At 64.8% G+C, this 24,622-nt stretch carries 19 protein-coding genes and 8 pseudogenes; 11 read left to right on the top strand and 16 right to left on the bottom strand.

From position 1 onward, the window contains the following. Positions 1-22 precede the first annotated feature (22 nt). Positions 23-1,370 (top strand): annotated as a pseudogene (locus tag AB8998_RS31535) (IS256 family transposase). A gap of 204 nt (positions 1,371-1,574) precedes the next feature. On the opposite strand, the gene AB8998_RS04980 reads toward AB8998_RS31535, so the two are convergent. Next, positions 1,575-1,925, bottom strand: a complete 351-nt coding sequence (locus AB8998_RS04980; RefSeq protein WP_169717184.1) for a MerR family transcriptional regulator — start codon at positions 1,923-1,925, stop codon at positions 1,575-1,577. 298 nt (positions 1,926-2,223) lie between these two features. Here AB8998_RS04980 and AB8998_RS04975 point away from each other — a divergent pair, with 298 nt between their 5' ends. From AB8998_RS04975 to AB8998_RS04965, 3 genes and pseudogenes are all read left to right on the top strand, one after another. Next, positions 2,224-3,459 carry an IS256 family transposase gene (locus tag AB8998_RS04975; RefSeq protein ID WP_369741377.1) on the top strand — a complete coding sequence of 412 codons (1,236 nt, stop codon included), beginning with the start codon at positions 2,224-2,226 and terminating at the stop codon, positions 3,457-3,459. Between the two features lie 72 nt (positions 3,460-3,531). Next, positions 3,532-4,200 carry a cation:proton antiporter gene (locus tag AB8998_RS04970; RefSeq protein ID WP_007168473.1) on the top strand — a complete coding sequence of 223 codons (669 nt, stop codon included), beginning with the start codon at positions 3,532-3,534 and terminating at the stop codon, positions 4,198-4,200. 48 nt (positions 4,201-4,248) lie between these two features. Then, positions 4,249-4,731 (top strand): annotated as a pseudogene (locus tag AB8998_RS04965) (transposase); the annotation flags it as partial. A 32-nt stretch (positions 4,732-4,763) separates the two neighbouring features. Here AB8998_RS04965 and AB8998_RS04960 read toward each other — a convergent pair. The 7 genes and pseudogenes from AB8998_RS04960 to AB8998_RS04930 all read right to left on the bottom strand — a co-directional run bounded on the left by AB8998_RS04960 (position 4,764) and on the right by AB8998_RS04930 (position 10,357). After that, positions 4,764-5,369 carry an IS30 family transposase gene (locus AB8998_RS04960; RefSeq protein ID WP_369736915.1) on the bottom strand — a complete coding sequence of 202 codons (606 nt, stop codon included), beginning with the start codon at positions 5,367-5,369 and terminating at the stop codon, positions 4,764-4,766. A gap of 43 nt (positions 5,370-5,412) precedes the next feature. Then, on the bottom strand, positions 5,413-6,648 hold the full coding sequence (locus tag AB8998_RS04955) for an IS256 family transposase (protein WP_369741377.1): 1,236 nt from the start codon (positions 6,646-6,648) through the stop codon (positions 5,413-5,415). 410 nt (positions 6,649-7,058) lie between these two features. Then, a complete protein-coding gene (locus AB8998_RS04950) occupies positions 7,059-8,168 on the bottom strand; it encodes an NAD(P)H-dependent amine dehydrogenase family protein (protein ID WP_007168472.1) in 1,110 nt (369 codons plus the stop codon). A gap of 596 nt (positions 8,169-8,764) precedes the next feature. Further along, a pseudogene (locus tag AB8998_RS04945) lies at positions 8,765-8,998 on the bottom strand (hypothetical protein); the annotation flags it as partial. Positions 8,999-9,401: 403 nt separating this feature from the next. After that, positions 9,402-9,851: a DDE-type integrase/transposase/recombinase gene (locus tag AB8998_RS04940; RefSeq protein WP_007168470.1), complete on the bottom strand. Its 450-nt coding sequence runs from the start codon at positions 9,849-9,851 to the stop codon at positions 9,402-9,404. Positions 9,852-9,926: 75 nt separating this feature from the next. Continuing rightward, a complete protein-coding gene (locus AB8998_RS04935) occupies positions 9,927-10,082 on the bottom strand; it encodes a hypothetical protein (protein ID WP_154074411.1) in 156 nt (51 codons plus the stop codon). After that, on the bottom strand, positions 10,079-10,357 hold the full coding sequence (locus AB8998_RS04930; protein WP_007168468.1) for a transposase: 279 nt from the start codon (positions 10,355-10,357) through the stop codon (positions 10,079-10,081). Before AB8998_RS04930 ends, AB8998_RS04935 begins: the two co-directional genes overlap by 4 nt. A gap of 348 nt (positions 10,358-10,705) precedes the next feature. On the opposite strand from AB8998_RS04930, the gene fdxA reads away from it, so the two are divergent. From fdxA to AB8998_RS04895, 7 genes and pseudogenes are all read left to right on the top strand, one after another. Further along, on the top strand, positions 10,706-11,032 hold the full coding sequence (gene fdxA, locus AB8998_RS04925; protein ID WP_007168467.1) for a ferredoxin: 327 nt from the start codon (positions 10,706-10,708) through the stop codon (positions 11,030-11,032). A gap of 62 nt (positions 11,033-11,094) precedes the next feature. Continuing rightward, positions 11,095-12,180 (top strand): annotated as a pseudogene (gene dapC, locus AB8998_RS04920) (succinyldiaminopimelate transaminase). Between the two features lie 95 nt (positions 12,181-12,275). Next, positions 12,276-13,163: pseudogene (locus AB8998_RS04915) on the top strand (APC family permease); the annotation flags it as partial. Continuing rightward, positions 13,156-13,308, top strand: a pseudogene (locus tag AB8998_RS04910) (hypothetical protein); the annotation flags it as partial. The pseudogenes AB8998_RS04915 and AB8998_RS04910, both read left to right, overlap by 8 nt. A gap of 46 nt (positions 13,309-13,354) precedes the next feature. Then, positions 13,355-14,761: a DDE-type integrase/transposase/recombinase gene (locus tag AB8998_RS04905; RefSeq protein ID WP_007168461.1), complete on the top strand. Its 1,407-nt coding sequence runs from the start codon at positions 13,355-13,357 to the stop codon at positions 14,759-14,761. Next, positions 14,758-15,210, top strand: a pseudogene (locus AB8998_RS04900) (ATP-binding protein); the annotation flags it as partial. The gene AB8998_RS04905 and the pseudogene AB8998_RS04900, both read left to right, overlap by 4 nt. 161 nt (positions 15,211-15,371) lie before the next feature. Further along, positions 15,372-17,071: pseudogene (locus tag AB8998_RS04895) on the top strand (transposase). Between the two features lie 126 nt (positions 17,072-17,197). Here the strand turns inward: AB8998_RS04895 and AB8998_RS04890 are convergent. From AB8998_RS04890 to AB8998_RS04855, 8 genes are all read right to left on the bottom strand, one after another. Then, positions 17,198-18,367, bottom strand: coding sequence for a tyrosine-type recombinase/integrase (locus AB8998_RS04890; protein WP_369736418.1), 1,170 nt, complete (start codon positions 18,365-18,367; stop codon positions 17,198-17,200). A 488-nt stretch (positions 18,368-18,855) separates the two neighbouring features. Continuing rightward, a complete protein-coding gene (locus AB8998_RS04885) occupies positions 18,856-19,170 on the bottom strand; it encodes a helix-turn-helix domain-containing protein (protein ID WP_144955196.1) in 315 nt (104 codons plus the stop codon). Positions 19,171-19,321: 151 nt separating this feature from the next. Beyond that, positions 19,322-20,593: an NAD(P)-binding domain-containing protein gene (locus tag AB8998_RS04880; protein WP_369736913.1), complete on the bottom strand. Its 1,272-nt coding sequence runs from the start codon at positions 20,591-20,593 to the stop codon at positions 19,322-19,324. Continuing rightward, positions 20,563-20,907: an FAD-dependent oxidoreductase gene (locus tag AB8998_RS04875; RefSeq protein ID WP_369741421.1), complete on the bottom strand. Its 345-nt coding sequence runs from the start codon at positions 20,905-20,907 to the stop codon at positions 20,563-20,565. The genes AB8998_RS04880 and AB8998_RS04875 overlap by 31 nt, the downstream gene beginning before the upstream one ends. Positions 20,908-20,912: 5 nt before the next feature. After that, the gene (locus tag AB8998_RS04870) at positions 20,913-21,542 is read right to left on the bottom strand and encodes a hypothetical protein (RefSeq protein WP_369736911.1); all 630 of its coding nucleotides are present in this window, start codon (positions 21,540-21,542) and stop codon (positions 20,913-20,915) included. 41 nt (positions 21,543-21,583) lie between these two features. Further along, on the bottom strand, positions 21,584-23,341 hold the full coding sequence (locus tag AB8998_RS04865) for a hypothetical protein (RefSeq protein WP_369736910.1): 1,758 nt from the start codon (positions 23,339-23,341) through the stop codon (positions 21,584-21,586). 3 nt (positions 23,342-23,344) lie between these two features. Then, positions 23,345-23,503 (bottom strand): hypothetical protein, encoded by a 159-nt coding sequence (locus AB8998_RS04860; RefSeq protein WP_369736908.1) that lies wholly within the window; start codon positions 23,501-23,503, stop codon positions 23,345-23,347. Between the two features lie 14 nt (positions 23,504-23,517). Continuing rightward, positions 23,518-24,540 (bottom strand): tyrosine-type recombinase/integrase, encoded by a 1,023-nt coding sequence (locus AB8998_RS04855; protein ID WP_369736907.1) that lies wholly within the window; start codon positions 24,538-24,540, stop codon positions 23,518-23,520. Between the last annotated feature and the right edge of the window lie 82 nt (positions 24,541-24,622).

Raw genomic sequence — 24,622 nt, 5'->3', positions numbered from 1 at the left:
CTGATGGAAGGAGCCTACGTCCGTGTCGAAGAGGGTATCGCCTGTGCAGCGGTTGCAGGCAGAAATTGATGGTGTGTTCGCCGGCGGCGAGGACCTGGCGGGCGCGATCGAGGAAGTAGCCCGGCTTGGTGCCCGGTTGCTGCTGCAGACCGCCATCGAGGCCGAAGTGGCCGCGTTTTTGGGCCGGGACCGCTACCAGCGGACCGCGAGCTGTGCGGACGCCCGCGCCGGGATGCGCAACGGATACTGCCCGACCACGGTGAAGACCACCGCGGGACCGGTGACGCTGGCACGGCCGAAGATGCGCGGCACCACCGAGCGGTTCGCCTCCCAGCTGTTCGGCAAGGGAGTAACCAAGACCAACGCATTGGAGGCATTGGTGATCGCCGGGTTCGTGCGCGGGTTGTCGGTCCGCGACGTGGAGGCCACCCTGGTCGAAGCGCTCGGCGAGGCCGCCGCGGTGTCGAAGTCGACGGTGTCGCGCATCTGCGAGGACATCAACGGCTCAGTTCGAGCAGTGGAGCGCTCGCCGCCTCGACGACGTCGAGCTCGATTACCTGTTCCTGGACGGGTCGCACTTTAAATACCACGCAGGCGCCTCAGCCGAGCCGGTACTGGCCGCGTGGGGTATCGACACCGACGGCAAACCGGTGTTCGTCGGGCTTGAGGCGGCCTCCTCGGAATCCGGTGCGGCCTGGGAAGGGTTCTTGCGCGGGCTCGGCGAACGCGGCCTGGCGTGCCCACTGCTGGTGATCAGCGACGGCGCACCCGGGCTGATCGGCGCGGTCGAGACCACCATGGGCGCGGCGTTGCGGCAGCGGTGTCTTATTCATCGCGCCAGAAACATCCTGGCCAAGGTGCCCAAGAATGCCCAAGCTGACGTCAAAGCCGATTATTGGGCGGTCTTCGACCTACCAGCCGATGTCGAACCCGGCATCGCCGCGGTCAAACTCGCCCAAAACAGGACCGACGCGTTCGCCAAGCGCTGGCGCGACTCCTACCCGGCCGCAGTGCGGGCCCTGCTCGATGACCGCGACTCGCTGACCGTCTACCTGCGGTTTCCCCGTGAGCATTGGCCCAGGGCCCGACACTCCAACTTCATCGAACGCACCTTCGGCGAAACACGGCGCAGAGTCAAGGTGATCGGCCGCCTGCCCGGCGAGTACTCCTGCCTCACACTGGTGTGGGCCGTACTCGACCGCGCCAGCGCCGGATGGCGCGGGTTCACCATGACCCCGGCCGGGCTGCGGCTGCTGGCCGACCTACGCAGATCGCTGCACGACCCACCGACCGAACTGCCGCAAAGGAATCCGCAAAATCACACCGAAACTGGCCTGGTGCCAACCGAGCCTGTCAGCGCTACCGCATAGACTCATGAACGCAAGCGAACGATCGATCTGCGCGACGAGTTGGGCAACCCGGTCGATCCCGGTTCTCACTGCTAATTTCCTTTCGTCGTTTGTCTCATTCGGTCCAGATTCGGGCCGAATGCTGCGTTGTTGTTGGTGTTCATGGTCGGGCGGGTGGTGCGATTAGGTGTTCTGGACCGGATGCGACAAGCTGCTGTCGGCGTTTCATGGCGCCGTAGTGAACAAGGTCTCCTCCGGCAGCGGCAGTTGGATGGCCAGGCCTTTGCGTTGGCCACGGTTGACGTGGACGGCGTTGAGCTCTCCGCGGCGGATTCGATCCAGGACGGTCTGTTTGGCCACGCCGAGTCGGCGGGCAGCCTGCTCGAGCCCAACCCATCCGTCGGGTGTGTCTGGGGTGATATTGGCGCGTAGCTCGGGGTCGATGCGGATCCGCCACGGGTCGCCAGGGCGATGTTGCTCGCCGTGGATGAAGCCGCTTGCCAGCCACCGGTAGAGAGTGGCGCGGGAGGTGCCCCAGCAGCGTCTCGGCTTCGGCGATACTGACCATGCGTACATCGTCGCCGACGGGTACGACAGGCTCGGTCGGCCCGGCGATACCGTGTTTGCGGCGCAGGCTGCCAACCCGGTCGCGGGTGAACGCCAGCCCGGTCGCAGTCATCACGCCCTGCCGTGCGAGCAGACGCGCGATCGTCGCGTCGTCGTAGTGGGCTGCCAGCCGCCGAATGGGGCGTGTCATTCCATCTGTGTAAGTCCGGGGTGGTCCATCATCGGACCGCCGTTGGGCGGACAGAAGGAGTGTTTTGTGACCAAGACCATGCAGATGCCGGCTGAGGAGACGACCGCGGCGCGGCGGCTGGCCGAGATGTTCACCGAAGAGACGCTGGACTCGTTGATTAAGGATGCGGTGAAGACCGGGACCCCGATCGACGGCGCGGACGGTTTGCTGAACCAGCTGACTAAGGCCGTGCTGGAGCGGGCGCTGAATGCGGAGCTAACCCACCATCTGGGCTATGAGGCCGGCGATCCGGCCGGACGCGGATCGGGAAATTCGCGCAACGGCACCACGCCGAAAACGGTGACCACCGTCAACGGCCCGGTGCAGATCGATGCGCCGCGTGATCGCAACGGCTCGTTTGAGCCGGCGATTGTGCCGAAGAAGACCCGCCGGCTCAACAACATCAATTCGGTGGTGTTGTCGCTGTATTCACGGGGAATGACCACCCGCGATATCGAAGCCCACCTGCAGGAGGTCTATGGGGCGTCGGTGTCGCGGGAGTTGATCTCCAATATCACCGAGGTGGTGGTCGATGAGATCAAGGCCTGGCAGGCCCGCCCGCTCGATGAGGTCTACCCGATCCTCTACATCGATGGGCTGCGGCTGCGGATCGGCGACAACGGGGTCATCACCACCAAGGTCGCCTATTTGGCCATTGGCGTGGATCTGGAGGGCCGCAAACACGCCTTGGGCTGCTGGATCCAGGACTCCGAGGGGGCGAAGTTCTGGCAGAAGGTCGTCATCGACCTGCGCAACCGCGGGGTGCGCGACATCCTCATCGCCTGCTGCGACGGGCTGACCGGTCTGCCTGATGCGATCCGCTCGATCTATCCCGATACCGTGGTGCAGACCTGCGTCGTGCACGTCATTAGGAATGCGATGCGCTTCGTGTCTTATAAGGACCGCAAGAAGGTCGCCACCGCGATGCGGGCGATCTACAGTGCGCCGACCGTCGATGGAGCCGAACTCGCACTCAAGGAGTTCGACCAGCAATTCGGCGCCCAATATCCGGGTGCAATTGACGTGTGGCACAACGCCTGGGGGGAATTCGTTCCGTTCCTGGACTATCCGGTGGAGTTGCGCAAGATCGTCTACACCACCAATGCGATCGAGTCGATCAACTTCCAGTTGCGCAAGATCACCAAGAACCGTGGTCATTTCACGGACAAGGACGCCGCGATGAAGTTGCTGTACCTCGGGCTGCGCAACATCTCCAGCGAGAGAGGAGGCTATTCGGGTACTGGAACGCACAACTGGACTGTGGCGCTCAACACACTCGCCAGACTATTCCCTGGGCGAATCCCATTGTGCTAGAATACAACTCGTAGTCAAATCACCTCTGACTTACACAGAAATCGTGACAGGCTCACTCTGCATCCGTGGCAGATGTTCTGGCACCTTTTCGCAACGGTGGCCTACTTCATCCTCGGGCTCAAGCTTGTTCCACGCGTCATCAAGCGCATCAACACTTCTCGCTGGAATGTCTTTGCGCGGCAGTCGCCCACCGGCTACCCCATAGCGGTCCTGCTGGCATACTGCGCAGTTGTCGGAGCCCTCGACGTCAACCTCGTCTTCGCGGCGTTCCTCGCAGGTTTTGCCGTCGCGCATAGGAAGCGCAGGATCTTCGCCGACGCGCTCGAGGCAATCGGCAAAGTCTCCTTCGCCTTCTTCATTCCCATCTACTTCGCGATCGTCGGCCTGAAGCTGGATCTCATCCGCGGCGTCTCGGTATGGATGATCGTCATCTTCATTGTCGGCACCTGCGCGATCAAAGTGATGTCGGTATCGCTCGCCGGGCGGTTCGCGGGTTTCCGGGGACTTGACCTGATCAACCTTGCGATCACCACCAACGCCCGCGGTGGCCCCGGCATCGTTTTGGCCAATGTCGCCTTCGACGCCGGCATCATCAGCTCAAAGTTCTACACCACACAGGTAATCGCAGCCGTGCTCACCTCCCAGTTCGCCGGTACTTGGCTCGACTACGTCATGCGTAAAGGCTGGCGGGACTGTCTGAACAACGGTGGATCTGATCTTGGTCTGTCACGCCGAGCGTGAGCTTGGCGGGAAGGACTGACGATGTCAGAAACACTCGATCCTGTGGCGATGGAACTGGATCAACGGCAGCTCGCTGAGCAGCTGCTGGCGCAGGCAAAAGAACAGGGTGTCGAGCTGGTCGGCCCGAACGGGCTGCTGAATCAGTTGACCAAGAACGTGCTGGAGACCGCGCTGGATGCCGAGATGGCCGAGCACCTGGGCTATGACAAGCACGACCCTGCCGGGCGCGGCAGCGGGAACTCCCGCAACGACACCAGGGCCAAGACGGTGCTCACCGAGATCGGCGCCGTCGAGATCGAAGTGCCTCGCGACACCAACAGCAGCTTCGAGCCGCAGATTGTCAAGAAGCGTCAGCGTCGGCTGACGGGTATCGACGAGATCGTATTGTCACTCACGGCAAAGGGATTGACCACCGGTGAGGTCGCTGCCCACTTCGCCGACGTCTACGGCGCCACGGTATCCAAGGACACGATCTCGCGGATCACCGACAAGGTAGTCGCCGAGATGACCGACTGGTGTAACCGGCCACTGGTGCCCGGGCGGATTCCACTCATCGTTGCGAATCAGTGAAGTGTGTACTGACGCTCCCATCGTCGCAGAAGTTCGGTCGGGGTGTTGTCCTTGAGGCACAGTCGTGGGCGGTCGTTGAGTTCATCGGCGATCTGCCGGAGTTGGCCGTCGTCCCAGATGCTGAGGTCGGTGCCCTTTGGTAAGTATTGGCGTACAAGCCCATTGGCGTTCTCATTACTTCCGCGTTGCCAAGGTGAGTGTGGGTCGGCGAAGTAGATCTTCAGCCCTGTCGCCGCCTCGATACGTTTGTGATGAAACATCTCGTTGCCCTGGTCCCAAGTCAGGGTCCGGCGCAGTTTGACCGGCATTTGGGTGAACGTTGCGATCAGGGCATCCCCGACATGCTGTGCCGAATGTCCATTCGGCAGTCGAATCAGCAGTGTTAGACGCATCTTTCGTTCCACCAGCGTTGCGACCGCCGACCGCTGCTGGGCGCCGACGATGAGGTCACCCTCCCAGTGGCCCGCCTGTCGGCGGGTTTGGACGCTCGCCGGTCGCTCGTGGATTGACCGCAGCTTGGTGAGTTGTTTCAGCGCGCCGTCGATGGCGCGATCCGTACCGAGGCCGACACGCTGGAGCGCATTCGGCGAGCCTGTCACGATTTCTGTGTAAGTCAGAGGTGATTTGACTACGAGTTGTATTCTAGCACAATGGGATTCGCCCAGGGAATAGTCTGGCGAGTGTGTTGAGCGCCACAGTCCAGTTGTGCGTTCCAGTACCCGAATAGCCTCCTCTCTCGCTGGAGATGTTGCGCAGCCCGAGGTACAGCAACTTCATCGCGGCGTCCTTGTCCGTGAAATGACCACGGTTCTTGGTGATCTTGCGCAACTGGAAGTTGATCGACTCGATCGCATTGGTGGTGTAGACGATCTTGCGCAACTCCACCGGATAGTCCAGGAACGGAACGAATTCCCCCCAGGCGTTGTGCCACACGTCAATTGCACCCGGATATTGGGCGCCGAATTGCTGGTCGAACTCCTTGAGTGCGAGTTCGGCTCCATCGACGGTCGGCGCACTGTAGATCGCCCGCATCGCGGTGGCGACCTTCTTGCGGTCCTTATAAGACACGAAGCGCATCGCATTCCTAATGACGTGCACGACGCAGGTCTGCACCACGGTATCGGGATAGATCGAGCGGATCGCATCAGGCAGACCGGTCAGCCCGTCGCAGCAGGCGATGAGGATGTCGCGCACCCCGCGGTTGCGCAGGTCGATGACGACCTTCTGCCAGAACTTCGCCCCCTCGGAGTCCTGGATCCAGCAGCCCAAGGCGTGTTTGCGGCCCTCCAGATCCACGCCAATGGCCAAATAGGCGACCTTGGTGGTGATGACCCCGTTGTCGCCGATCCGCAGCCGCAGCCCATCGATGTAGAGGATCGGGTAGACCTCATCGAGCGGGCGGGCCTGCCAGGCCTTGATCTCATCGACCACCACCTCGGTGATATTGGAGATCAACTCCCGCGACACCGACGCCCCATAGACCTCCTGCAGGTGGGCTTCGATATCGCGGGTGGTCATTCCCCGTGAATACAGCGACAACACCACCGAATTGATGTTGTTGAGCCGGCGGGTCTTCTTCGGCACAATCGCCGGCTCAAACGAGCCGTTGCGATCACGCGGCGCATCGATCTGCACCGGGCCGTTGACGGTGGTCACCGTTTTCGGCGTGGTGCCGTTGCGCGAATTTCCCGATCCGCGTCCGGCCGGATCGCCGGCCTCATAGCCCAGATGGTGGGTTAGCTCCGCATTCAGCGCCCGCTCCAGCACGGCCTTAGTCAGCTGGTTCAGCAAACCGTCCGCGCCGTCGATCGGGGTCCCGGTCTTCACCGCATCCTTAATCAACGAGTCCAGCGTCTCTTCGGTGAACATCTCGGCCAGCCGCCGCGCCGCGGTCGTCTCCTCAGCCGGCATCTGCATGGTCTTGGTCACAAAACACTCCTTCTGTCCGCCCAACGGCGGTCCGATGATGGACCACCCCGGACTTACACAGATGGAATGACACGCCCTGCAGAGTCGTCTTGCCTGAACCGTGTGTCCAGGATTTTCAGGTCGGCGAAGATTTTTGACACCGCCGGCACCGAGGTGACAGCGACCCCGACCGCAAGGATGACGTGGCTTCATCGCCCCCACTGCCCGCACGAAATACCCGCCGGAGCGAGAACCCTCCTGGTCCGCAAGCTCATTGACGGCGCGCAAAACCTGAGCGGTGGCCTCGTGGCTCACGGCCCGGATTCGCGGGATCCTCCCGCCGTCTCCCGGCTGATTCGGGCCCAGCGGTTTTGTAATCGCTACAAGCGCACCAGGCCGCGCAGCGGCACAAGCCCGAGCTCCTTATGGGTGAGGAATCCAGGCGGGGCGTCACAAACGGCTGGAATCGCGTTCGCGGGGCCCATCGCGGTCCAGGTGTAGCCCGGCTTCGGGTAGTTGCCCTGCGCATCCGGAGGCGCTTGGAGGATCAGCTCGGTGGGTTCGTCGCCCTCGATCACGATGCGATAGTGATAGTGACCGCCCCAATCAGGCTGCGGCTCAATGGCATTGTATTCGTCCATCGTGTACATCTCGTGGAATGTGATGAAGGTCTTGTTGTCCACCCAAGTCGTCCACTTGTGATGCTGTGAGGCGACTGTTCCCTTCTTGATCACGCCCTTAAAGCCTGGCATGTCGCTGGTCGGCCCCCCTTCGTACCGGATGTCGCGCGTGGCCGTCCCTAACTCTACATCCGTTGTGTACTTGTCGACCGTCTTGCCGAATCCGTCCGCCACCATGGCCATCGACTGGGCGAACAACGGCCATGCGTTCCCCAGGAGATTCGGTCCGGCCAGAAACTCTTCGGGATCGCTCCCCATCCCCATCTCGTGCAGGTACTTCAAAGTGTCCTTGCCGAAATTCACCACCTCGTAGATGTGGATAGCGTCGATCCGGCTGACGATTCGGGCCAGCGTCAGCACGAGCAGGTCTCCGGCAAAGCCAGGATTGATACCACCTGCGTGGAACGAAGTACCGCCCTCGTGACACGCTGCGTCGATCTTGTCGATATCCGCCTTGCTGTGTTCGGTTCGATACCACCATGCGCCACCCGAGGCGACGACGTTCTTGCCCCCGCGCAGCAGACGGCAGACCTCTTCGGGATCGGACCAAAGTGGCGCATAGAACACGCAATCGGCGTCAAGCGCTTCGATGGCTTCCTTGTCGGTGGTCGCAAGCACACCGATCGGCGCGGCGCCGACGAGCTCACCGGCATCCTTGCCAACTTTTTCCGGACGATTACAGAGCACGCCGACCACCTCGTACGCAGGGTTACCGACGAAATGGCGAAGCGCCACCGTTCCGACGTTGCCGACGCCCCACTGGCCCGACCTGGACCGGAGCAGATGTCGAGATGGTTCCTGGAGCCGCACTCCCCGTAACTGATATCGCCGTCATGCGCGTAGTCACGGTAGATCCGCAGCATTCGTCCCACGCCAGGTTTCTTCGCGGTCGCACCTGCGGGCGCGGGCCGCTTCCATAGATCGCCCGACTCGGTGCGACGCTCGGGACCCAGGCCGGCATCGAGCGCAGCGGTCAGCGGTTCGTCGGCCTTTCGCCCGACGTGGCGCAAGCCCAGCAGCCCCAGCCACCGCCGCCAGCGCCGTGACCTGGACGCCGAGCGATTGCATTGGAAGTTCCGACGCGAAAACCGAGCCGTACGGGCGCTTAGTCAGCGCCCGGTAACCATTGGCGGTGAATGCGAAACCCAACACGGACACCAACACGGCTGCCAGTCGCTTCACAGCTGTCCTTTCCGTCGACCGCGGGCATGACGTACACCGCCCACTAGTTAACGAATCTAACTGCCCGGCTTTCGGCCATTTACACCCCTCGGGTCAGCCCGATATCCGGCCAAAAGATTACGTTTCGCTGCGTTGCCCGGATTCCCCGGAGTCCCCGGGCCTGCCGGCCTTCGCGGGGTCCTCGATCACGTGATATGTCGGGTCGATCATCGAAATGGGCCCGCGACCGCGGCGATCACCGTCACCGCATCGGCGACCACCCCGCCGGCCGGCTCAGGCATCACCGGATCGGGGTCCACCGCGCGCAACCAGACCGTGAACATTGACCGCACCGCCTCGGCCCGCTCGGCGAAGCGACGCAGCCAGCCCCGCACCGTCTCCACCGGACGGGCCAAGTCGGCCGCGATCCGGCGAAACCCCACCCGCCGCCGCAACGCCTTGGCAGCCAGCGCCGACACGATCACCGCCGCAGTGTCGGCACGGCGCAGCAACGCGGTCACGGGCAACAACACATGCGTCACCCCGCAGCCGGTGCATCGCGACCGGCGAGGACACAACCGCACCGACCCGTCCCGACCGCGCAGCTGTCGCGGCCTGGCCCACCCCCAACGCGCCAGCACGCTGCTGCATGCCGGGCAGCTCAACTCGCCCGCCGCCAGCCTGCGCTCGACCACATCGACATCTGCCTCTACCGTGACCACTGCGCCTCCAAGCGCGAAGACGGCCCTCCCGCAGACTCCGCCCAGAGACATCGGGAGGGCCGCCGCCCACAACGACGTGATCACCGTGCCGCCCCGACACCACAAAGACCAAACGCAGAAACGACCGGCCGACGAACTGATCACCGTCAGTGCCGGATCGCTACCCCCAAGTGCTCAACCTGAATGCCCCCGAACACGGTGCGCCGGGTTGGATGAACACGGCGCCTACCGAGCCGAAGCGGGCCCAGTCGGCGAGGGCGTGACTGGTCAGTTCGGGTCCGTTGTCCATTCGGATGTGTTCGGGCTTGCGGCCAGTGGTCATGATCAGTTCGTCGAGCAGTCCGGTGGTCTGATCGGCGTTCCACGACCGACGTGGCCGTGTCGCCAACGCCTCGCGGGTGAACTCGTCGATGACGTTGAGGAAACGCAGCTGGCGGCCGTCGACGGTGAGGTCGTGCTGGTAGTCCAGCGCCCACACGTGATCGGGGCGGGCCGCCGCCATGCGCCGGTGCGCCGCACTGTGGCCCAGGCGCAGCCGCTTGCGGGTCTTCGACGGACGTTGCAGCCGTTCGTCTTTCCACAATCGGTGCGTGCGTTTGGGATTGACCACGAGGCCTTCTGACTTGGCGATGGCGTGCGCCTTGCGCCAGCCCCACCGCGGATGGCTGATGGCGATCTCCCGCAGTCAGGCGCGCAGCCGCTGTTCGACGCCATCGGGTCGTTGCGGCCCATACTGCTGCACCGAGCGGTGTTGGCCGACCACCCGGCAGGCACGCCGCTGCGAGACCCCGAACCGCTCGACGAGCATCACCACCGCTCGCCGCCGACGGTCGGGGCTCACCAGTTTCCCCGGCTCATCTCCTTGAGCATGTCGATGTCGAGGGCCTGCTCGGCGACCAGCTTCTTGAGCCGCTGATTCTCCCGCTCAAGCTCCTTGAGCCGTTTGGTGTCTTCGGCTTTCATCCCGCCGTACTGATTTCGCCAGCGATGCCAGGTCTGCTCACTGACCTCCAGATGCCGGCAGACCTCCCCGAGGTCTTTGCCCTCACCGAGCAGCCGTTCACCCTCACGAAGCTTGCGGACCACCTGCTCCGGTGTATGCCGTCGACGTGCCATGAATCGAGTCCTCCTCGCCCCAATTCTGGGGCATCGGACTCCCACAGGAACTTGATCAACCAGGGGGTAACTGGTAGCCCGAGCCGGCCTGTTCGCACAGCGACACCAAGGTCGCGTACGCCGGTGCCATCCGGGCAGCAGAAATGGCACACCACGCCGCTGTGCGACTAGGTGCGACTAGGTGCATAGCACTGCGGTCTGACGGGCGTGCCAAGTGGTTGACGTGTATGTGCAACGTCTAGTATCAGTAATCAAACGCTTTGTCTGGAAGCGGTCCAGAACCGCCGCGACAATGCGAACGGCAGCCCACACGGGGCATTACATGGAGGACACCTTGAGGAGACGTCCGTGACGTACACAATTGCCGAACCCTGCGTCGACATCAAGGACAAGGCATGCATTGAGGAGTGCCCGGTCGACTGCATCTACGAGGGTGCTCGGATGCTCTACATCCACCCCGATGAATGCGTCGACTGTGGGGCTTGTGAACCGGTCTGCCCTGTCGAAGCGATCTACTACGAAGACGATGTGCCCGAACAGTGGAGCCAGTACACGCAGATCAACGCCGACTTTTTCGTTGAGCTGGGGTCGCCGGGTGGTGCGGCCAAGGTCGGCATGACCGAGAACGATCCCCAAGTGGTGAAGGATCTGCCACCGCAGGGCGAAGGCGACTGAGCGCGCCGGTGCTGCAGAAGCCCGGGATGGGCCGACTGGGGGTACCACCCGCTCGCAGGGGAGTGTCGGCCTCCCTGCCGGATTTCCCTTGGGACACGTCGGCCGAGGCGGAGGCGCTGGCCGGGTCCCATCCGGACGGCATCGTCGACTTGTCCATCGGCACTCCGGTAGATCCGGTTGCGCCGGTGATCCGAGAGGCGTTGGCGGCCGCCAGTTCCGCGCCGGGCTATCCGGCAACCGCCGGTACTGCGCGGCTGCGTGAAGCGGCAGTGGCTGCCCTTGACCGCCGCTTCGGCATCACCGGGCTGACCAAGGCGGCCGTGCTGCCGGTGATCGGTAGCAAAGAACTCATCGCCTGGCTACCGACCCTGCTGGGCCTGGGCCCAGCGGATGTGGTCGTGGCGCCGGAACTGGCGTATCCGACGTATGACGTCGGCGCCCGGCTGGCGGGAGCGCAGGTGCTGCTCGCGGACTCGCTGACCCAGTTGGGCCCGCAATCGGTGACACTGGTGTATCTGAACTCCCCGAGCAACCCGACCGGGCGCGTGCTGGGCGCCGAACACCTGCGCAAGGTGGTGGGGTGGTCGCGCGATCGTGGCGTTGTGGTGGCTTCCGACGAGTGCTACCTGGGATTGGGCTGGGATGCCGAGCCATTGTCGGTGCTGCATCCGTCCATCTGCGATGGCGACCACACCGGGCTGCTAGCGCTGCACTCGCTCTCGAAGAGCTCGTCGCTCGCGGGATACCGGGCCGGTTTCGTCGCCGGTGATCCCGCCCTGGTCGTCGAACTGCTGGCAGTACGCAGACATGCCAGGAATGATGGTGCCGACGCCGGTGCAGGCTGCCATGGTGGCCGCGCTGGACGACGACGATCACGAAAAGCTGCAGCGCGAGCGGTACGCGCGGCGGCGGGCGGCCCTGTTGCCGGCGCTGCGCTCAGCCGGTTTTGCTATCGACTATTCGGAAGCAGGACTCTACTTGTGGGCCACCCGCGGTGAGCCATGCCGGGACAGCATCCGTGGTTGGCCACGCGCGGCATCCTGGTGGCGCCCGGCGAGTTCTACGGCCCGCGCGGTGCACAGCATGTGCGGGTTGCGCTGACCGCCACTGACGAGCGCGTCGCCGCCGCGGCCGGCCGCCTCGCTTAGCTTGCGCACCCGCGTGGAGGGGGCGGGCGGCAGAATGCATCGAAGGCGTTGCCAAGTGCTTCCTTAGCGCTCAACCTCGGGTAAAGAATGTGGTCGTGACAACTTCGACTGGCAAGCAGCGTATCCCGGCGACTGTCGGGGACATAGCCAAGCGCGTCTTTCTGGGAAAGCCGCTGATTACCGAGAACCTGACATCCGAGAAGTTGTCGAATCCCGTTGCGCTTGGGGCACTTTCACCGGACGCAATCTCATCGACCGCATACGGCCCGGAGCAGATCTTGATCGAACTGCTGCCCCAGGCCGGGCTGGCGGCGTTGGCGCGCGGGAGAATTTCGGACCCCGGGTCGCGCAGGTCGCGGCCGCTGCACTGTTGATCGACTATGTGGTCACGGTGGCAGTGCAGTCGGCGGCTGGAACGGTGGCGGTGGTGTCGGCGATCCCGGTGTTGGGTCCCTACAGCCTAGCCATCACGGTTGGCGTGGTGCTTGTCATCTGCTACCTGAACCTGCGTGGCTTAAAGGAAGCGGGAATGCCGTTCGCGGTGGCGACCTACTCCTTCATCGCCATGATCAGTCTGACGATCGTGGTGGGTGTCATTCGCGAAATATTTTGGGAATTACCGGTGTACGACCCGCATCACCTGGCCGGAACGGTGCCGGTACAGCAGGGCAACGGCTTGGTGATGGGCGCCACGATCCTGACCTTGCTGCGTTCGTTCGCCAACGGGGGTTCGTCATTGACCGGGGTTGAGGCGATTTCCAAATACAGTCGACGTCTTCCGAAAGCCGCAGGGCGTCAACGCACGTCGAGTGCTCACCGCGATGGCCTGCATTCTCGGGTTCTTGCTGGCCGGTGTCGCCTATCTCGCGTACGTCACTCATGCAACGCCGTATGTCACTGAATATCCATCGGTCTTGTCGCGGGTCGGTCGTGCGGTCTTCGGCAACGGACCAATCGGCGATATCTTCTTCGTCCTCGTCCGTGATCGAGCGCCGGTTCGCGCTGCCCGAGGTGTCGCTGGCCGAAGTCGCGGTGGCGGTCTCCGGTGGCCGGTTGTTGGCGTCGGGCTGGCCCGGGGAGTGGGTGCAACACGAGTCGACCCTGCCGCCAAGGCAGATGAGGCCGTAATCCTGTGCGCTGTCGTGTGTTTAAAAGACAGCAAAGGAGGCGGCCGGTGGTGGTCGGCGATGATGAGGCGAGGGTGCGGGCCGAGCGGGCCCGGGTGATCGGATTGTTCCGGTACCAGTTGATCCGGGAGGCCGCCGAGCCGGCGCACTCCACCAAGGAGCGGGGAAAGATAGTGCGCGAGTTGGCGTCGCGCGAGCACACCGACCCGTTTGGGCGGCGGGTGCGGATCTCGCGGCAGACCATCGATCGGTGGATTAGGGACTGGCGTGCCGGCGGGTTCGATGCGCTGGTGCCCAGCCCGCGCCAATGCACGCCGCGCACCCCGGCCGAAGTGCTGGAGCTGGCGGTGGCGCTGCGTCGGGAGAACCCCGCCCGCACCGCCGCGGCGATCCGCCGGATCCTGCTCACCCAGTTGGGCTGGGCGCCCGATGAGCGGACCCTGCAACGCAACTTCCACCGGTTGGGGCTGACCGCCGGCACCGGTTGCGGGTCGGCGCCGGTGTTCGGCCGGTTCGAGGCTGAGCACCCCAACGACCTGTGGACCGGGGATGCGCTGCACGGCATCGCGATCGCGGCCCGTAAAACCTATTTATTCGCGTTCTTGGATGATCATTCCCGGCTGCTGCCCGGCTATCGGTGGGGGTATGCCGAGGACACCGTGCGGCTGGCCGCCGCACTGCGCCCGGCGCTGGCTTCGCGCGGCGTCCCCAAGGCCGTGTATGTCGATAACGGATCGGCCTATATAGACACGTGGTTGTTGAGGGCGTGCGCGAAACTCGGTGTGCGCCTGGTGCATTCGACACCGCATCGGCCGGAAGGGCGAGGGAAGATAGAGAGGTTTTTCAGGACCGTGCGTGAGCAGTTCCTGGTCGAGATCACCGGCGAGCCCGACGTCGCCGGACGCCACCACGTCGCCGATCTGGCCGAATTGAACCGGCTCTTTGCGGCCTGGGTCGAAACTGTCTACCACCGCACCGTCCATTCCGAAACCGGGCAGACCCCGCTGGCCCGCTGGTGCGCGTCTGGCCCGGTCGGCCTGCCCGCCCCGGAGGCGCTCACCGAGGCGTTTTTGTGGGAGGAGCACCGCCGCGTCACCAAGACGGCGACCGTCTCGTTGCACGGCAACAGCTACGAGGTCGACCCCGCACTGGTTGGGCGCAAGGTGGAGCTGGTATTCGACCCGTTCGATTTGACCCGCATCGAGGTGCGTCTGGCCGGCGTGCCGATGGGGCTAGCGATCCCGCACCACATCGGGCGGCACTCGCACCCCAAGGCCAAACCCGAAACCCCGTCGATACCACCGAAACCCACTGGTGTCGACTACGCGCGGCTGATCGAGACCGCGCATCAGACCGAACTGGCCCGCGGCGTCAACTACGCCGCCCTGACTGGGGCCGACCAGATCCCCGGCCAGCTCGACCTACTCACCGGCGAAGAGGCCCAACCCCGATGATGGACAACCTGATCTCCTACTACGGTTTCTCGCGCACGCCGTTCGGCCGCGACCTGGCCCCCGGCATGCTGCACCGCCACAGCGCCCACAACGAAGCCCTCGCCCGCATCGGCTGGTGCATCGCCGAACGCCGCATCGGCGTGATCACCGGCGAGGTCGGAGTAGGCAAGACGTATCTGGCAACAGCATTGGGACACATGGTAATTCGCCGACGCAACTCCGTACTGTTCGCCCGATCCGACAAGCTGTTCACCCGGCTGCGCGCCGCCCGCCTGGACAACACCGTCGACGCCGAGATCCGCCGACTCACCACCATCGACGTCCTCATTATCGACGACTTTGCGCTCAGACCCCTCGGCGCCACAGAGACCAGCGACTTCTACGAAATCATCGTCGAACGCCACCGCGCCAAAACGACCATCGTGACCTCCAACCGAGAACCCTCCAAAGCGCACATGTTCGCGCGAACCTGTGCGTAGGCGCTGCCGAAGCGTGACACGTTCGCACTTGTCAGGATTCAGCAAGCTGGTCTAGGACGGTGCTGTTTTAGTCGCTGACTTTCGGCGTGGCTGAGCGGGTTTCGCATGGATGGGCGGCGAGGATCAGATGCGTGGCTTTGGGACGGGAAAATCGGCAGGGCCGGTTCGATGACGTGATGCTGCTTGTCGGCGATCAGCTGCCGGCGGGCAGCATCTATCGGCTGCTGGCCGACCACGGCGGTGCACTGTTCGACGACGATTATTTCGCTGATGTGTTCAAGCGTTCGGCGTTGGGTCGGCCAACGGTGCCGGCGCGGGTGATGGCCGCGGTGATGCTGCTGCAGGCCTACGAGGGGCTTTCGGATCGGGAGGCCTGCGACCGGCTGGCCTTTGACCTGCGCTGGAAAGCGGCCGCCGGGTTGACCGTGGATGCGGAGGCGTTTCATCCCACGGTGCTGGTCGGGATGCGCAACCGGCTACGCGCATCGGATCGGCCACGGCGGTTGTTCGAGGACGTCAACACACCACGGCGCGGGCGGCGGGGTTGTTGCGGGGACGGCGCCGGGTGCTCGATTCCACTCCGCTGTTGGATGCGGTGGCCACCCAGGACACGGTGATCCAGCTGCGGGCCGCGATCCGCAAACTACTGGCGGTGGCCGATCGGGCCGATCCGGAGGTGGCCGGTGCGGTGCGCACCGTGCTGACCCGCGACGATGACTACGCCAGCCTGGGAAAACCACCGTGTGACTGGGACGATCCCACGGCGCGTGAAGCCTTGGTCGATGCGCTGGTGCGCGACGCCAAGGCAGCACTGGAGGCCTGCGATGGCCGCCAGCTTGACGGGGCACTCGGTGAGGCGGTCGAGTTGCTGGCGCTGGTGGCCGGCCAGGACGTCGAGGCCGGCGACGACGGGGTGTTTCGCATCGCGAGGCGGGTGGCCCGGGATCGGCTGATCTCCACCGTTGATACCGAGGCCCGCCATGGGCATAAGTCGCGGGCGCGGACCTTCGATGGCTACAAGTCCCATTTGGGTATCGATCCCGATGACGAGCTGATCACCGCGGTGGCCGTCACCGCGGCCAACGCCGCCGACCGTGAGGTCATCGACGAGCTGCTGGGCAACCCGGTCACCGACACCACGAGTGCTGCACCCGATTCCGCCGCCACCGATGCCGCCACCGATGCCGATGCCGATGCCGATGCCGATGCCGATGCCGATGCCGATGAAACGATCACCGATCACGGTGAGCATGTGCGAAACGAGTCGGAGCCCAATGTCTTTGAGGTGTATGGCGATTCGGCTTACGCTGATGGGGCCACCCTCGATGAGCAGACCCAACGTGGCCATGACATGCGCGCCAAAGTGCCCCCGGTGCGCAACGCCAACGGCTATTCCAAAGACCAGTTCGGTATCGACCTGACTGCGGGCACCGTCACCTGCCCGGCCGAGCACACTGTGGCCATCAGCACCGGGCGGCGTCAGCAGGTCGCTCGCTTCGGGGCATTGTGTGGGTCGTGTCCGCTGCGGGCGCAATGCACCAAAGCCCGCCGTGGACGGGTGATCACCATCCATGCCCATGAGGCCGCCCTACAGCTGGCCAAGGCCCGCCAACGCGACCCGGCCTGGCAGACCGATTACCGAACGTATCGGCCGGTTGTGGAACGCAAGATCAGTCACTTCACCCGGCGCCCCTGGGGTGGTCGCAAGGCTCGCTGCCGCGGACAACAACGCATCCTGACCGACATCCTCGCCCGAGCCGGCGCGATCAACCTCGCCCGATTGGCCAGCCTGGGCCTGCATTCAGCGGCCGGGGGCTGGGCCATCGCCTGATCGGGACCACCAGGCCACCAGGCCACCAGGCCACCTACGATCCCATTAATATCAGCCAGCGCAAGCCCCTCCCAGCCGTCGAGACCCCGATACCGCGAAATCCCCGCCCTGCTGGAGGTCACTACATCAGCGCCGTCCTAGCAATCGGCCATCGTCGAGCTGATCGGCGAGGTAGATCATCGCCCCTTCGGGTTTCATGCCGAATGCTGCGGCGACGAGTTTCGGGTCCATTGTGTTGACGAGATCGGCCAGTCGCGTACTGCGCAGCATCTTGGGCGGCAGGCCGCACGGGTCGAGCAGGTGGCTCATGTAGGCCTCGGAAGCCGGCCGTCGATCGGCCTTGGTGCCCCTGGTGACGAGTACGTGCGGGTTGTCGGTGCGCAGCGTGTCGCGGTGCTCGAGGCAGCGCTGCAGCGCGGCCCAGCTGACCGGGTCGAGCGGCACTGGGTGAGGACGTCTGCCGAGGGTGATCGAGCGATTGACGGTATCGATGTGCTCGACCCGTAGCTGACGCACCTCGCTGCTGGAGGCGCCGTGCAGTATTGCCAGCAGCCCGAACAGCGCCTCGTGTGGGTGCACTGCCGAATCACCGCTCCAGCGCTCAAACAGCACGCGCTGTTCGGGGATGGTGAGAGTACGGCCACGAAATGCCCTGTGCCGCTTGATGGTGACGCCGCGGGTTGGATCGATGAGCACCAGATGATGGTTGCGTGCGAATCGGAAGAATTGGCGCAGCACCGCCAGGCGGCGGGCCCGGTTTTTCGGCAGCTCGGCGAGGAACGCCTCGATATCGGCGATGTCTGCGAGGGCCCAATCCTGTTTGCCGCGTTGGGTATCGAGGAAGCGGGCTAGATCACGTACGATCGTCAGCGCCGACTCGATGGTGCGGTCGGTACGGGGCCGAGTGCCCGCACGGCGGGCGCGTTCACGCGCGTGCAGCATGGACTCAGCGAAGGACGCGACAGCGCCACGCATCCCGGCCGGTGCGCTGTCGATCCGCCTCTGCCGTCGCCCGGCGGCGAGCCGGTCGGCCTGGTCGGTGGCCATCGCCAAACCACGTTCGGTGAAGAACGCCTCCAACGCCCGAGCCAGCGATCCCATCGACCGACCCGGCGTGCGGGCCCGCTCGAGCACGCTTTGCGGGTGATTTGGGAAATCGTCTGCGAGCAACCGTGCCAACGTGGTGAGCAGCTTGCATGCCTGCGCCGGGCAGTAATGCGTCGCCAGGTCCGCGACGAAATCATCGAGCCAGCCCGGCGGCTCGGCGAGCCGGGCGGCCAGCGTCTCGCCACGCACGAACGGCCGGTCCGGGCGACGCTGCCAGCATCGCCCACACATGCCGCGCCCGACGTGGCGGCGCAACTCGCCGCAGGACACGCAGACCCGGGGCGGATCCTTCGGCGGACCGGGTCGTGAGCACGAGCCACACCACCCAGTCGACTCGCGCAGATAGCCTGGTTTTCCGCAGCGCGGGCAGGTCGATCTCGCGGCCGCGAGCTTGGCCCGCTTCTGACACGGCCGGCACACCACCTCGTTGCGGAACCGCATCGATCTGCCGCATTCCCGGCAACAGCGCGAACACAGCACGCACCGACCCACCGCCGACACCAGCACCCGGTCGCGCCCACAGCGTGGGCATTGCGCCTTGGCCGCCTGCGTCCGTAACCGGCGGGTGCACAGGCAGCAATGCTCGCGGCCGAGGTATCCGACCGGGGCTCCGCAGTCGACGCAGTCTCGTTGCTTTTTCCCCATCGGCCGCAACCCGTTCCGAAGCTTCGCCGAATCTACATCGGCGGCATCGACCGGCCCCGCACGTTGGCTGTCTTCGGTTCCGACGGAACCGACCGCGCCGGAGTGGCGGGCCGTTCGAGCGGGGTGGTATCGGTCTCGAACAGGTCGTCGGGGGTGCACTGCAATGCGGTGCATAACGCGATCAGCGTCGAGAGCTTGATCTGGCTGGGTTCCTTGGTGAACAGCGCCGACACCGACGCCGCCGACATCTCCACCCCGGCCTTCTCTGCCAGCAGTCGCCGCAGCTCGGTTCCGGTCCACACCTCACGCTGCGCAGCCGCCATCCGCAACCGCCACCGGATCTTCATGCCGTCCCGTCCTCTCCGCTGAGCTCGGCCAAGGTCGAGGTGACCGCACGCCGATAAGCGTCCTCGATGAATGTCGCCGACGGACGCTCTGGCGACGTCGGATATCGCAACTGTCGGAATGCCAGGTTGGTCGGGTCCGAGTCTGTCGGTGTCATGTCTGGTTCCGATCGGGGTGTTCGTTGGTCCGGCGCCGGGTCGCGTTGTGTCGGCGAAGGACACCAACCAGGGTGAGAGCGGCAAATGCCGCAAGAGCATGCTGGGCGCTCAAGTAGTAGCGGCGACGGTCGATCTTGCGACCGCGGGCCGGGCGCCGTTCTTGGGCGAGGTTTCGGTAGCGTGTCGGCGAGAACGACCCGAAATATTCGCTGACGAAGTTGCTGGTTCGCCGTGTCGGTAATCCCATGTCGGCCAACAGGTCGTCGATGTGGTGCACCAGGTGCGGTCCGATTTGATAGCCCTGCGGTCGAGCTGGCATGACCTCCTCCAGCCAGGCCTGCACGCGTCGTATCTCAGTCTGCATTTCATCGAGACTGGGAAGTGCGAGTTCGCCGCGGAAGCATCGTGAAAGCCAGTGGGCTGAGATTTCTGAGCTGAGCTGACACGCGGTCGATGAGGCGTAGCCCACGAACCCGAGGCGCTGCTCGGTGGGCGGAAGGATATGCCGGTAGAGCTGGAATCGCCCGTCGGAGACAACGGGTGTCCGCAGTTCGGGCGCTAGAAACGACAACGGCTGGCGCCAGCCGGTGGCGAAAACGACGATGTCGGCAGCGATCTGATCGCCGCTGGCCAGCAGGACCTGCGGTCCGCCGAGAAAGGCCGCGACCGAGTCACGCCGCAGGACCAGCCGACCGCGGCGGGCCATATCGTAGAACTCCTTGCCGAACCCCAGGTTTTCGATTCCAGTAGGCATCGGCTCGTCAGGCACCATGGCCGCAGGCATCCTGAGCAGGAATCGAAACAGCAGACTCACCACCCGCCAGACCAAGTTGGTCAGCTGCTTGCCCGGCCCGTGCAACAACCTCTCCATCAGGCTGGGGTGGTGGTAGCGGAAGAACGCCTCGGTCGAACGTCCCAGAGTCAGCCGGTCGGCGGGAATACCTCCCGGGAAGTAGCGGGGCATCATCCAGTGGGCCTTTCGGAACACCAGCGTGCATTCCTGCGCGTGCGACCCGGCCCACGCCGCGCAATCCAGCGCGGATTTGCCCGCGCCCACGATCACCACCCGTCGCCCCGCGAACAGGGCAGGATTGGTCGCTTGGCTTGAATGGACCACCGTCCCGGTGAACCGGTCGGCACCGTCGATCGCAGGCATGTCCGGTTCAGAGAAGGTTCCCGCGCATACCACCGCAAAGTCACACACCACGGTGCTCAAACCCGTTGGGCCACAGCTTTCTACCGTGAATTCGTTACCGTGGCGAGACACCCGCACCACCTCAGTCGATAACCGAAGAAGCGGGGCCAACTCGAACCGGCCACATACGAGGCCAGATACGCGCGCACCTGCTCAGCGCTCGGGAAGATGTCGGCTGATCGGTCATAGGGATGGTCGGAGAATGCGTAGGTGTCGCGTGAGTTGTTGGTACGCAGTCCGGGATAGGTCCGCGATTGGGTCCAAACACCGCCGATCGCCTGCTCCTTCTCGAACACGATCACCTCGAAGCCGTCCTCGCGCAGCACTTTCGCGGTGACCAGGCCCGCAATTCCCGCGCCGATCACGCCGATCCGCCCGGCCCGCATGTCTGTCACGTGACCCGCATCCTTATCTCAGTGGGTGATCGGCGGCTGATTTCGGCTGCGTAAGTGGTCCAGTCGCCGCTGCTGGCGCGCTGCCAGGTCGCGGCGACGCTGATGTGGATTCCCAGGGTGCGCGCCAGCACGGCGGCTGGCAGGTCGGTGGCGAGTTGAAACAGGGCGGCGGAACGTGCGCGGCTGGCTTGGATGCCGAGTTGACGGAGTCGTTCGGCCATGCGGAAGGCGCTGAGGTGGCGGCCGGGCTGCCCGCCGGGGAATAGCCATCGCGAGCTGCGAGGGCGGCCGACGGCGGCGTGAGGTGATCGGGTGGAGACCAGGGCGCGGATCAGTCGGTCTAGCGGTGCTGGGATCAGGATCGGCTCGTGTCCGAGCCGCAACCGGACGCTTTCGTCGGTGAGTTCGATGTCATCAATGGTCAGTTCGCTTATGGCGGCGGCGGTTTGGGCATAGAGCAGCACCAGCAGGGCAGCGACACGGCCGGCGGTGTCGATCGTGTCGTCGTGTAGCAGCCAGCGTGCTTGTTCCCAGCGGGTCTCGGTGTCGATGACGCCGCTGGGGCCGTCCCATCGTTGGGCGGCGTGCTCGACTCGGGTGAGCCTGTTTCGGCGTGCCCAGCGCACGAAGTTGCCGCTGTCGCGACGCTGGCCGGCGGCGGCGCTGGTTAGCCACCGGTCGAGATCTCCCTGTCGGGCAGTGGCAAGCTTAAGGTTATGCGCGGCAGCCAATCCAGTAGGGCAGCTGCAGATCTGATGGAGCGCTTGGCGGCGCGGGCTTGCCCGTAGGTGGTGTCGGTGTCGCCGACGCGGGCACGCAGGCGGCGGATGACGTGCCAGACGGCGTAGCGGTGCAGCAGGCCGCGCTCCTCGGGATCGACGCGTTCGGTGATGAGGGCGGCGGTCCAGCGCTGCAACCGCAGCATCTGTTCGTCGCGGTGTGGCAGGGTGCCGATCGCGACCAGGACGCTGCGCAGGTGCTCGACCGGCTTGCCCGCGGGCAGTTCGTCGAGCGTCTCGTGCGACAGCACGCGCTGACCGGCCTCTAGCTCGCGCAAGATGGCGGGACCGCCGCCGTTATCGAGCCATACCGCGGCCGTGTTGGGACGTTCGACCGCGACCAGGGCCTCGTAGAGGTCGCACAGGTCGGGGCGGATGTCACCGCGGGCGTCGCCGAGCAGCTCGCGCAGCCGCTGCTGCACGTTGCAGCGGGCGCACCGGCTCGTATACCGGCGGCCGCGTTGACCACATCCGGGACAGGTGCGCCAGAAACCGGACTCGTCACGAACGCATTCGGCGCAAAGCGGTTCGGCCAGCGTGCCGCCGCGGATAGGGCGGAACTCGCCGCACGAAATACATTGGGCCCACCGCTTGTGGCAGGCTTCGCACCACGGGCGGCCGGTGGCAATTGAAATCGTGCTCGGCGCGGTCCGTCCGCAGATCGCGCATTCGGCGATCGTCGGCGGGCGGCAACTGGCGCAGCGTGGTCCGTCCTCGCAGCGGATACTAACCGGTCGGCGGCGGCCGCAGTCCACGCAGACTTCCTGGTTGATCGGATCGGTGACCAGGCAGCTCGGACACACGGGTTGGCCCTGTTCGTCACGGGTGGCGGCTTCGCGAAGCGCGCCGCAGCGAGCGCATGGTTGGGCACGGGACTTGGCGGTGCAGCTGCGGCATAACCACTTTCCGCCGATAGGCCGGTGCAGGTGGATGATTCGACCACAACCGGGGCAGGCCGGGTGGACAATGCCTTTCGCTCCGGCGTCCCCGAGCTGGTCGATCAACCGCAGCACCGCAGGATCAGACGCCTCGGCACCGGCGCCGGTCAGCAGGGCGGGTCGCTGCTGCAATGCCCACGCCAATCGGTATCGGCGTCCGGCACGCGGCACCACCGCCTCGATTGCCGCGTTGATCTCCTCACCCGACAAGCTCGGGTCTGCTCGCCTCACGACGTCGACGATGAGCGGCGTCGGATCCCGCCCGTCATCGGGCAGGCATCGTGAACACCTGGGTCGGCCGTCGCGGTCGCGAAGGTAAACCGGCCTGCTCGAGCCGCATATTGTGCAGGGTTCTCGTCGAGGACCGCACTTCGCGCAATACCAGTCATCCCCGCGTCGCTGCAGGGTGTGTAGATGCTTGCCGCAACCTGCGCAAACCGGAGACGAAATATGCATGGCGCCAGCCGCATTCAGCGCGATCAGCAGCTCACCAATCCCACGTGGCGCTGGCGAGCGCCCGTCGGTCAACACTGCGGGCCGGTCCAGCAATGCCTGGGCGAGGCGGCGCCGTTTCGCTCGTCCACCGGCCATCGCCTCGACCAGTCCGATGACCGTGCGTCGATCCAGCCCGGGCTTTTCGCCAAGCACCAGATCGACGATGACCCCGATCGGGTCGGCGAGCACCTCAGATGCGAATGTCTTTGGCATTGCTTAGCTTTCAATGCCGCTGATGCGAGCGCGTTTTGGCCGCAGTCCGCCCAGACCGGCGTCGGCGCCGCCAGCGGCACGTTTCTTGCGCGTCGGCGCGGCTGCGGCGACCGGTTCGATCAGCTCGTCCATCCGGCAGTCCAGGACGTCCAGCAGCGCCATCAGAATATTCAGGCTCAGCCGCTCGGGTCGCTCGACGACGAGCCGATAGACCTGGCTGGACGACAGATGGAGCCCTCCTCAGTAAGGTGCGTCACCCACGAATGCCTAAGGCTATGTGGACTAAGGGTTTTCGGTAGCCCGAGCGCGTCACGGTATGTGACGAAGCGGGCGTTGATCTCTGCCGGGGCGATGCGACCGCCACGTTCGGTCACCCACAGTGCCGGATGGTCCTCGCACCCGAAACGGGGCCTGATGTTGTCGACGTAGTCGGCGACCGCTTCCACCGCCCACCCCATGACCGACGGCACGTTGCGTCGCCGCGGCGGTTGCCCGCGCACCGACTTGCCATAGCGCACATGCAGCATCCCGAACCGGCCGAACTCCGGCACCGCCGGGTTACGGCCCCAGTCAACTACATCCAGCTTCGCCGTCTCGGTCCGCCTCAGGCCCCACCCATACACCACTTTGAATAACGTCGCATCCCGGTAGGCGGCCAACGCGCCCTTGCGTTTCGCGCACACCGCACGCTCAACCTGGTCGTCGGCGTAGTCGAGAAACCGCTGCAACTCCTCGCGGGTGAATGGCCGGGCCTCTGGGTTGCCCTCGTAGCCATTGAGGTGCTCTATCGTGTTCCACTCATGGCAGATCGGCACCGGATGCACACCCGAACCAAACTCCTGCTCGCACACCGCAACCCAGCTATAACGGCCGTCGCACAAATACTCGCTGAACAATCGCAGCTCGGTCTGATAGCCGCGAATCGTCGAAGGTGCCAGATGCGACTCCGCCATCAACGACTGCGTCCACTCGTCGACATGACCCGGCAGCCAATGCCACGGGTACTCGTTAGTGAACGTCGCAAACCGGCGCACCAACCGCTCCCGCGGCGCGATGGTCTCCTCCCGCAAACCACGCGCAACCTGCTGGGCACGCCATCCGCGCAACATCGCCTCCAGCACAGCGTCTTCCGGACGCAACTGCACAACTCCGGAGACCAGCTCCAGATGCGCCGACCCAGCCAGATCTGCCCGCACCACGCCGCCTCCAACCTGAATCCCCGCAACCGTCCGGCGAAAGGATCATGCATCCAACGGGCGCGATATGCAAGCAATGCAGGTG

It is taken from the genome of Mycobacterium sp. HUMS_12744610 (genome assembly GCF_041206865.1).
Lineage (GTDB): Bacteria > Actinomycetota > Actinomycetes > Mycobacteriales > Mycobacteriaceae > Mycobacterium > Mycobacterium servetii.
Note: the sequence above shows the minus strand (reverse complement) of the source record. Positions and strands in the feature narration are given on the sequence as shown.

Excerpts from the sequence above, each read along its gene's own strand:
- AB8998_RS04980 (WP_169717184.1), bottom strand. The coding sequence starts at position 1,925 with ATGTACGCATGGTCAGTATCGCCGAAGCCGAGACGCTGCTGGGGCACC.
- AB8998_RS04970 (WP_007168473.1), top strand. The coding sequence starts at position 3,532 with ATGTTCTGGCACCTTTTCGCAACGGTGGCCTACTTCATCCTCGGGCTC.
- AB8998_RS04930 (WP_007168468.1), bottom strand. The coding sequence starts at position 10,357 with ATGGCACGTCGACGGCATACACCGGAGCAGGTGGTCCGCAAGCTTCGT.
- AB8998_RS04885 (WP_144955196.1), bottom strand. The coding sequence starts at position 19,170 with ATGAAGATCCGGTGGCGGTTGCGGATGGCGGCTGCGCAGCGTGAGGTG.
- AB8998_RS04875 (WP_369741421.1), bottom strand. The coding sequence starts at position 20,907 with ATGCGGGCCGGGCGGATCGGCGTGATCGGCGCGGGAATTGCGGGCCTG.
- AB8998_RS04865 (WP_369736910.1), bottom strand. The coding sequence starts at position 23,341 with ATGCCAAAGACATTCGCATCTGAGGTGCTCGCCGACCCGATCGGGGTC.
- AB8998_RS04860 (WP_369736908.1), bottom strand. The coding sequence starts at position 23,503 with ATGGCGCTGCTGGACGTCCTGGACTGCCGGATGGACGAGCTGATCGAA.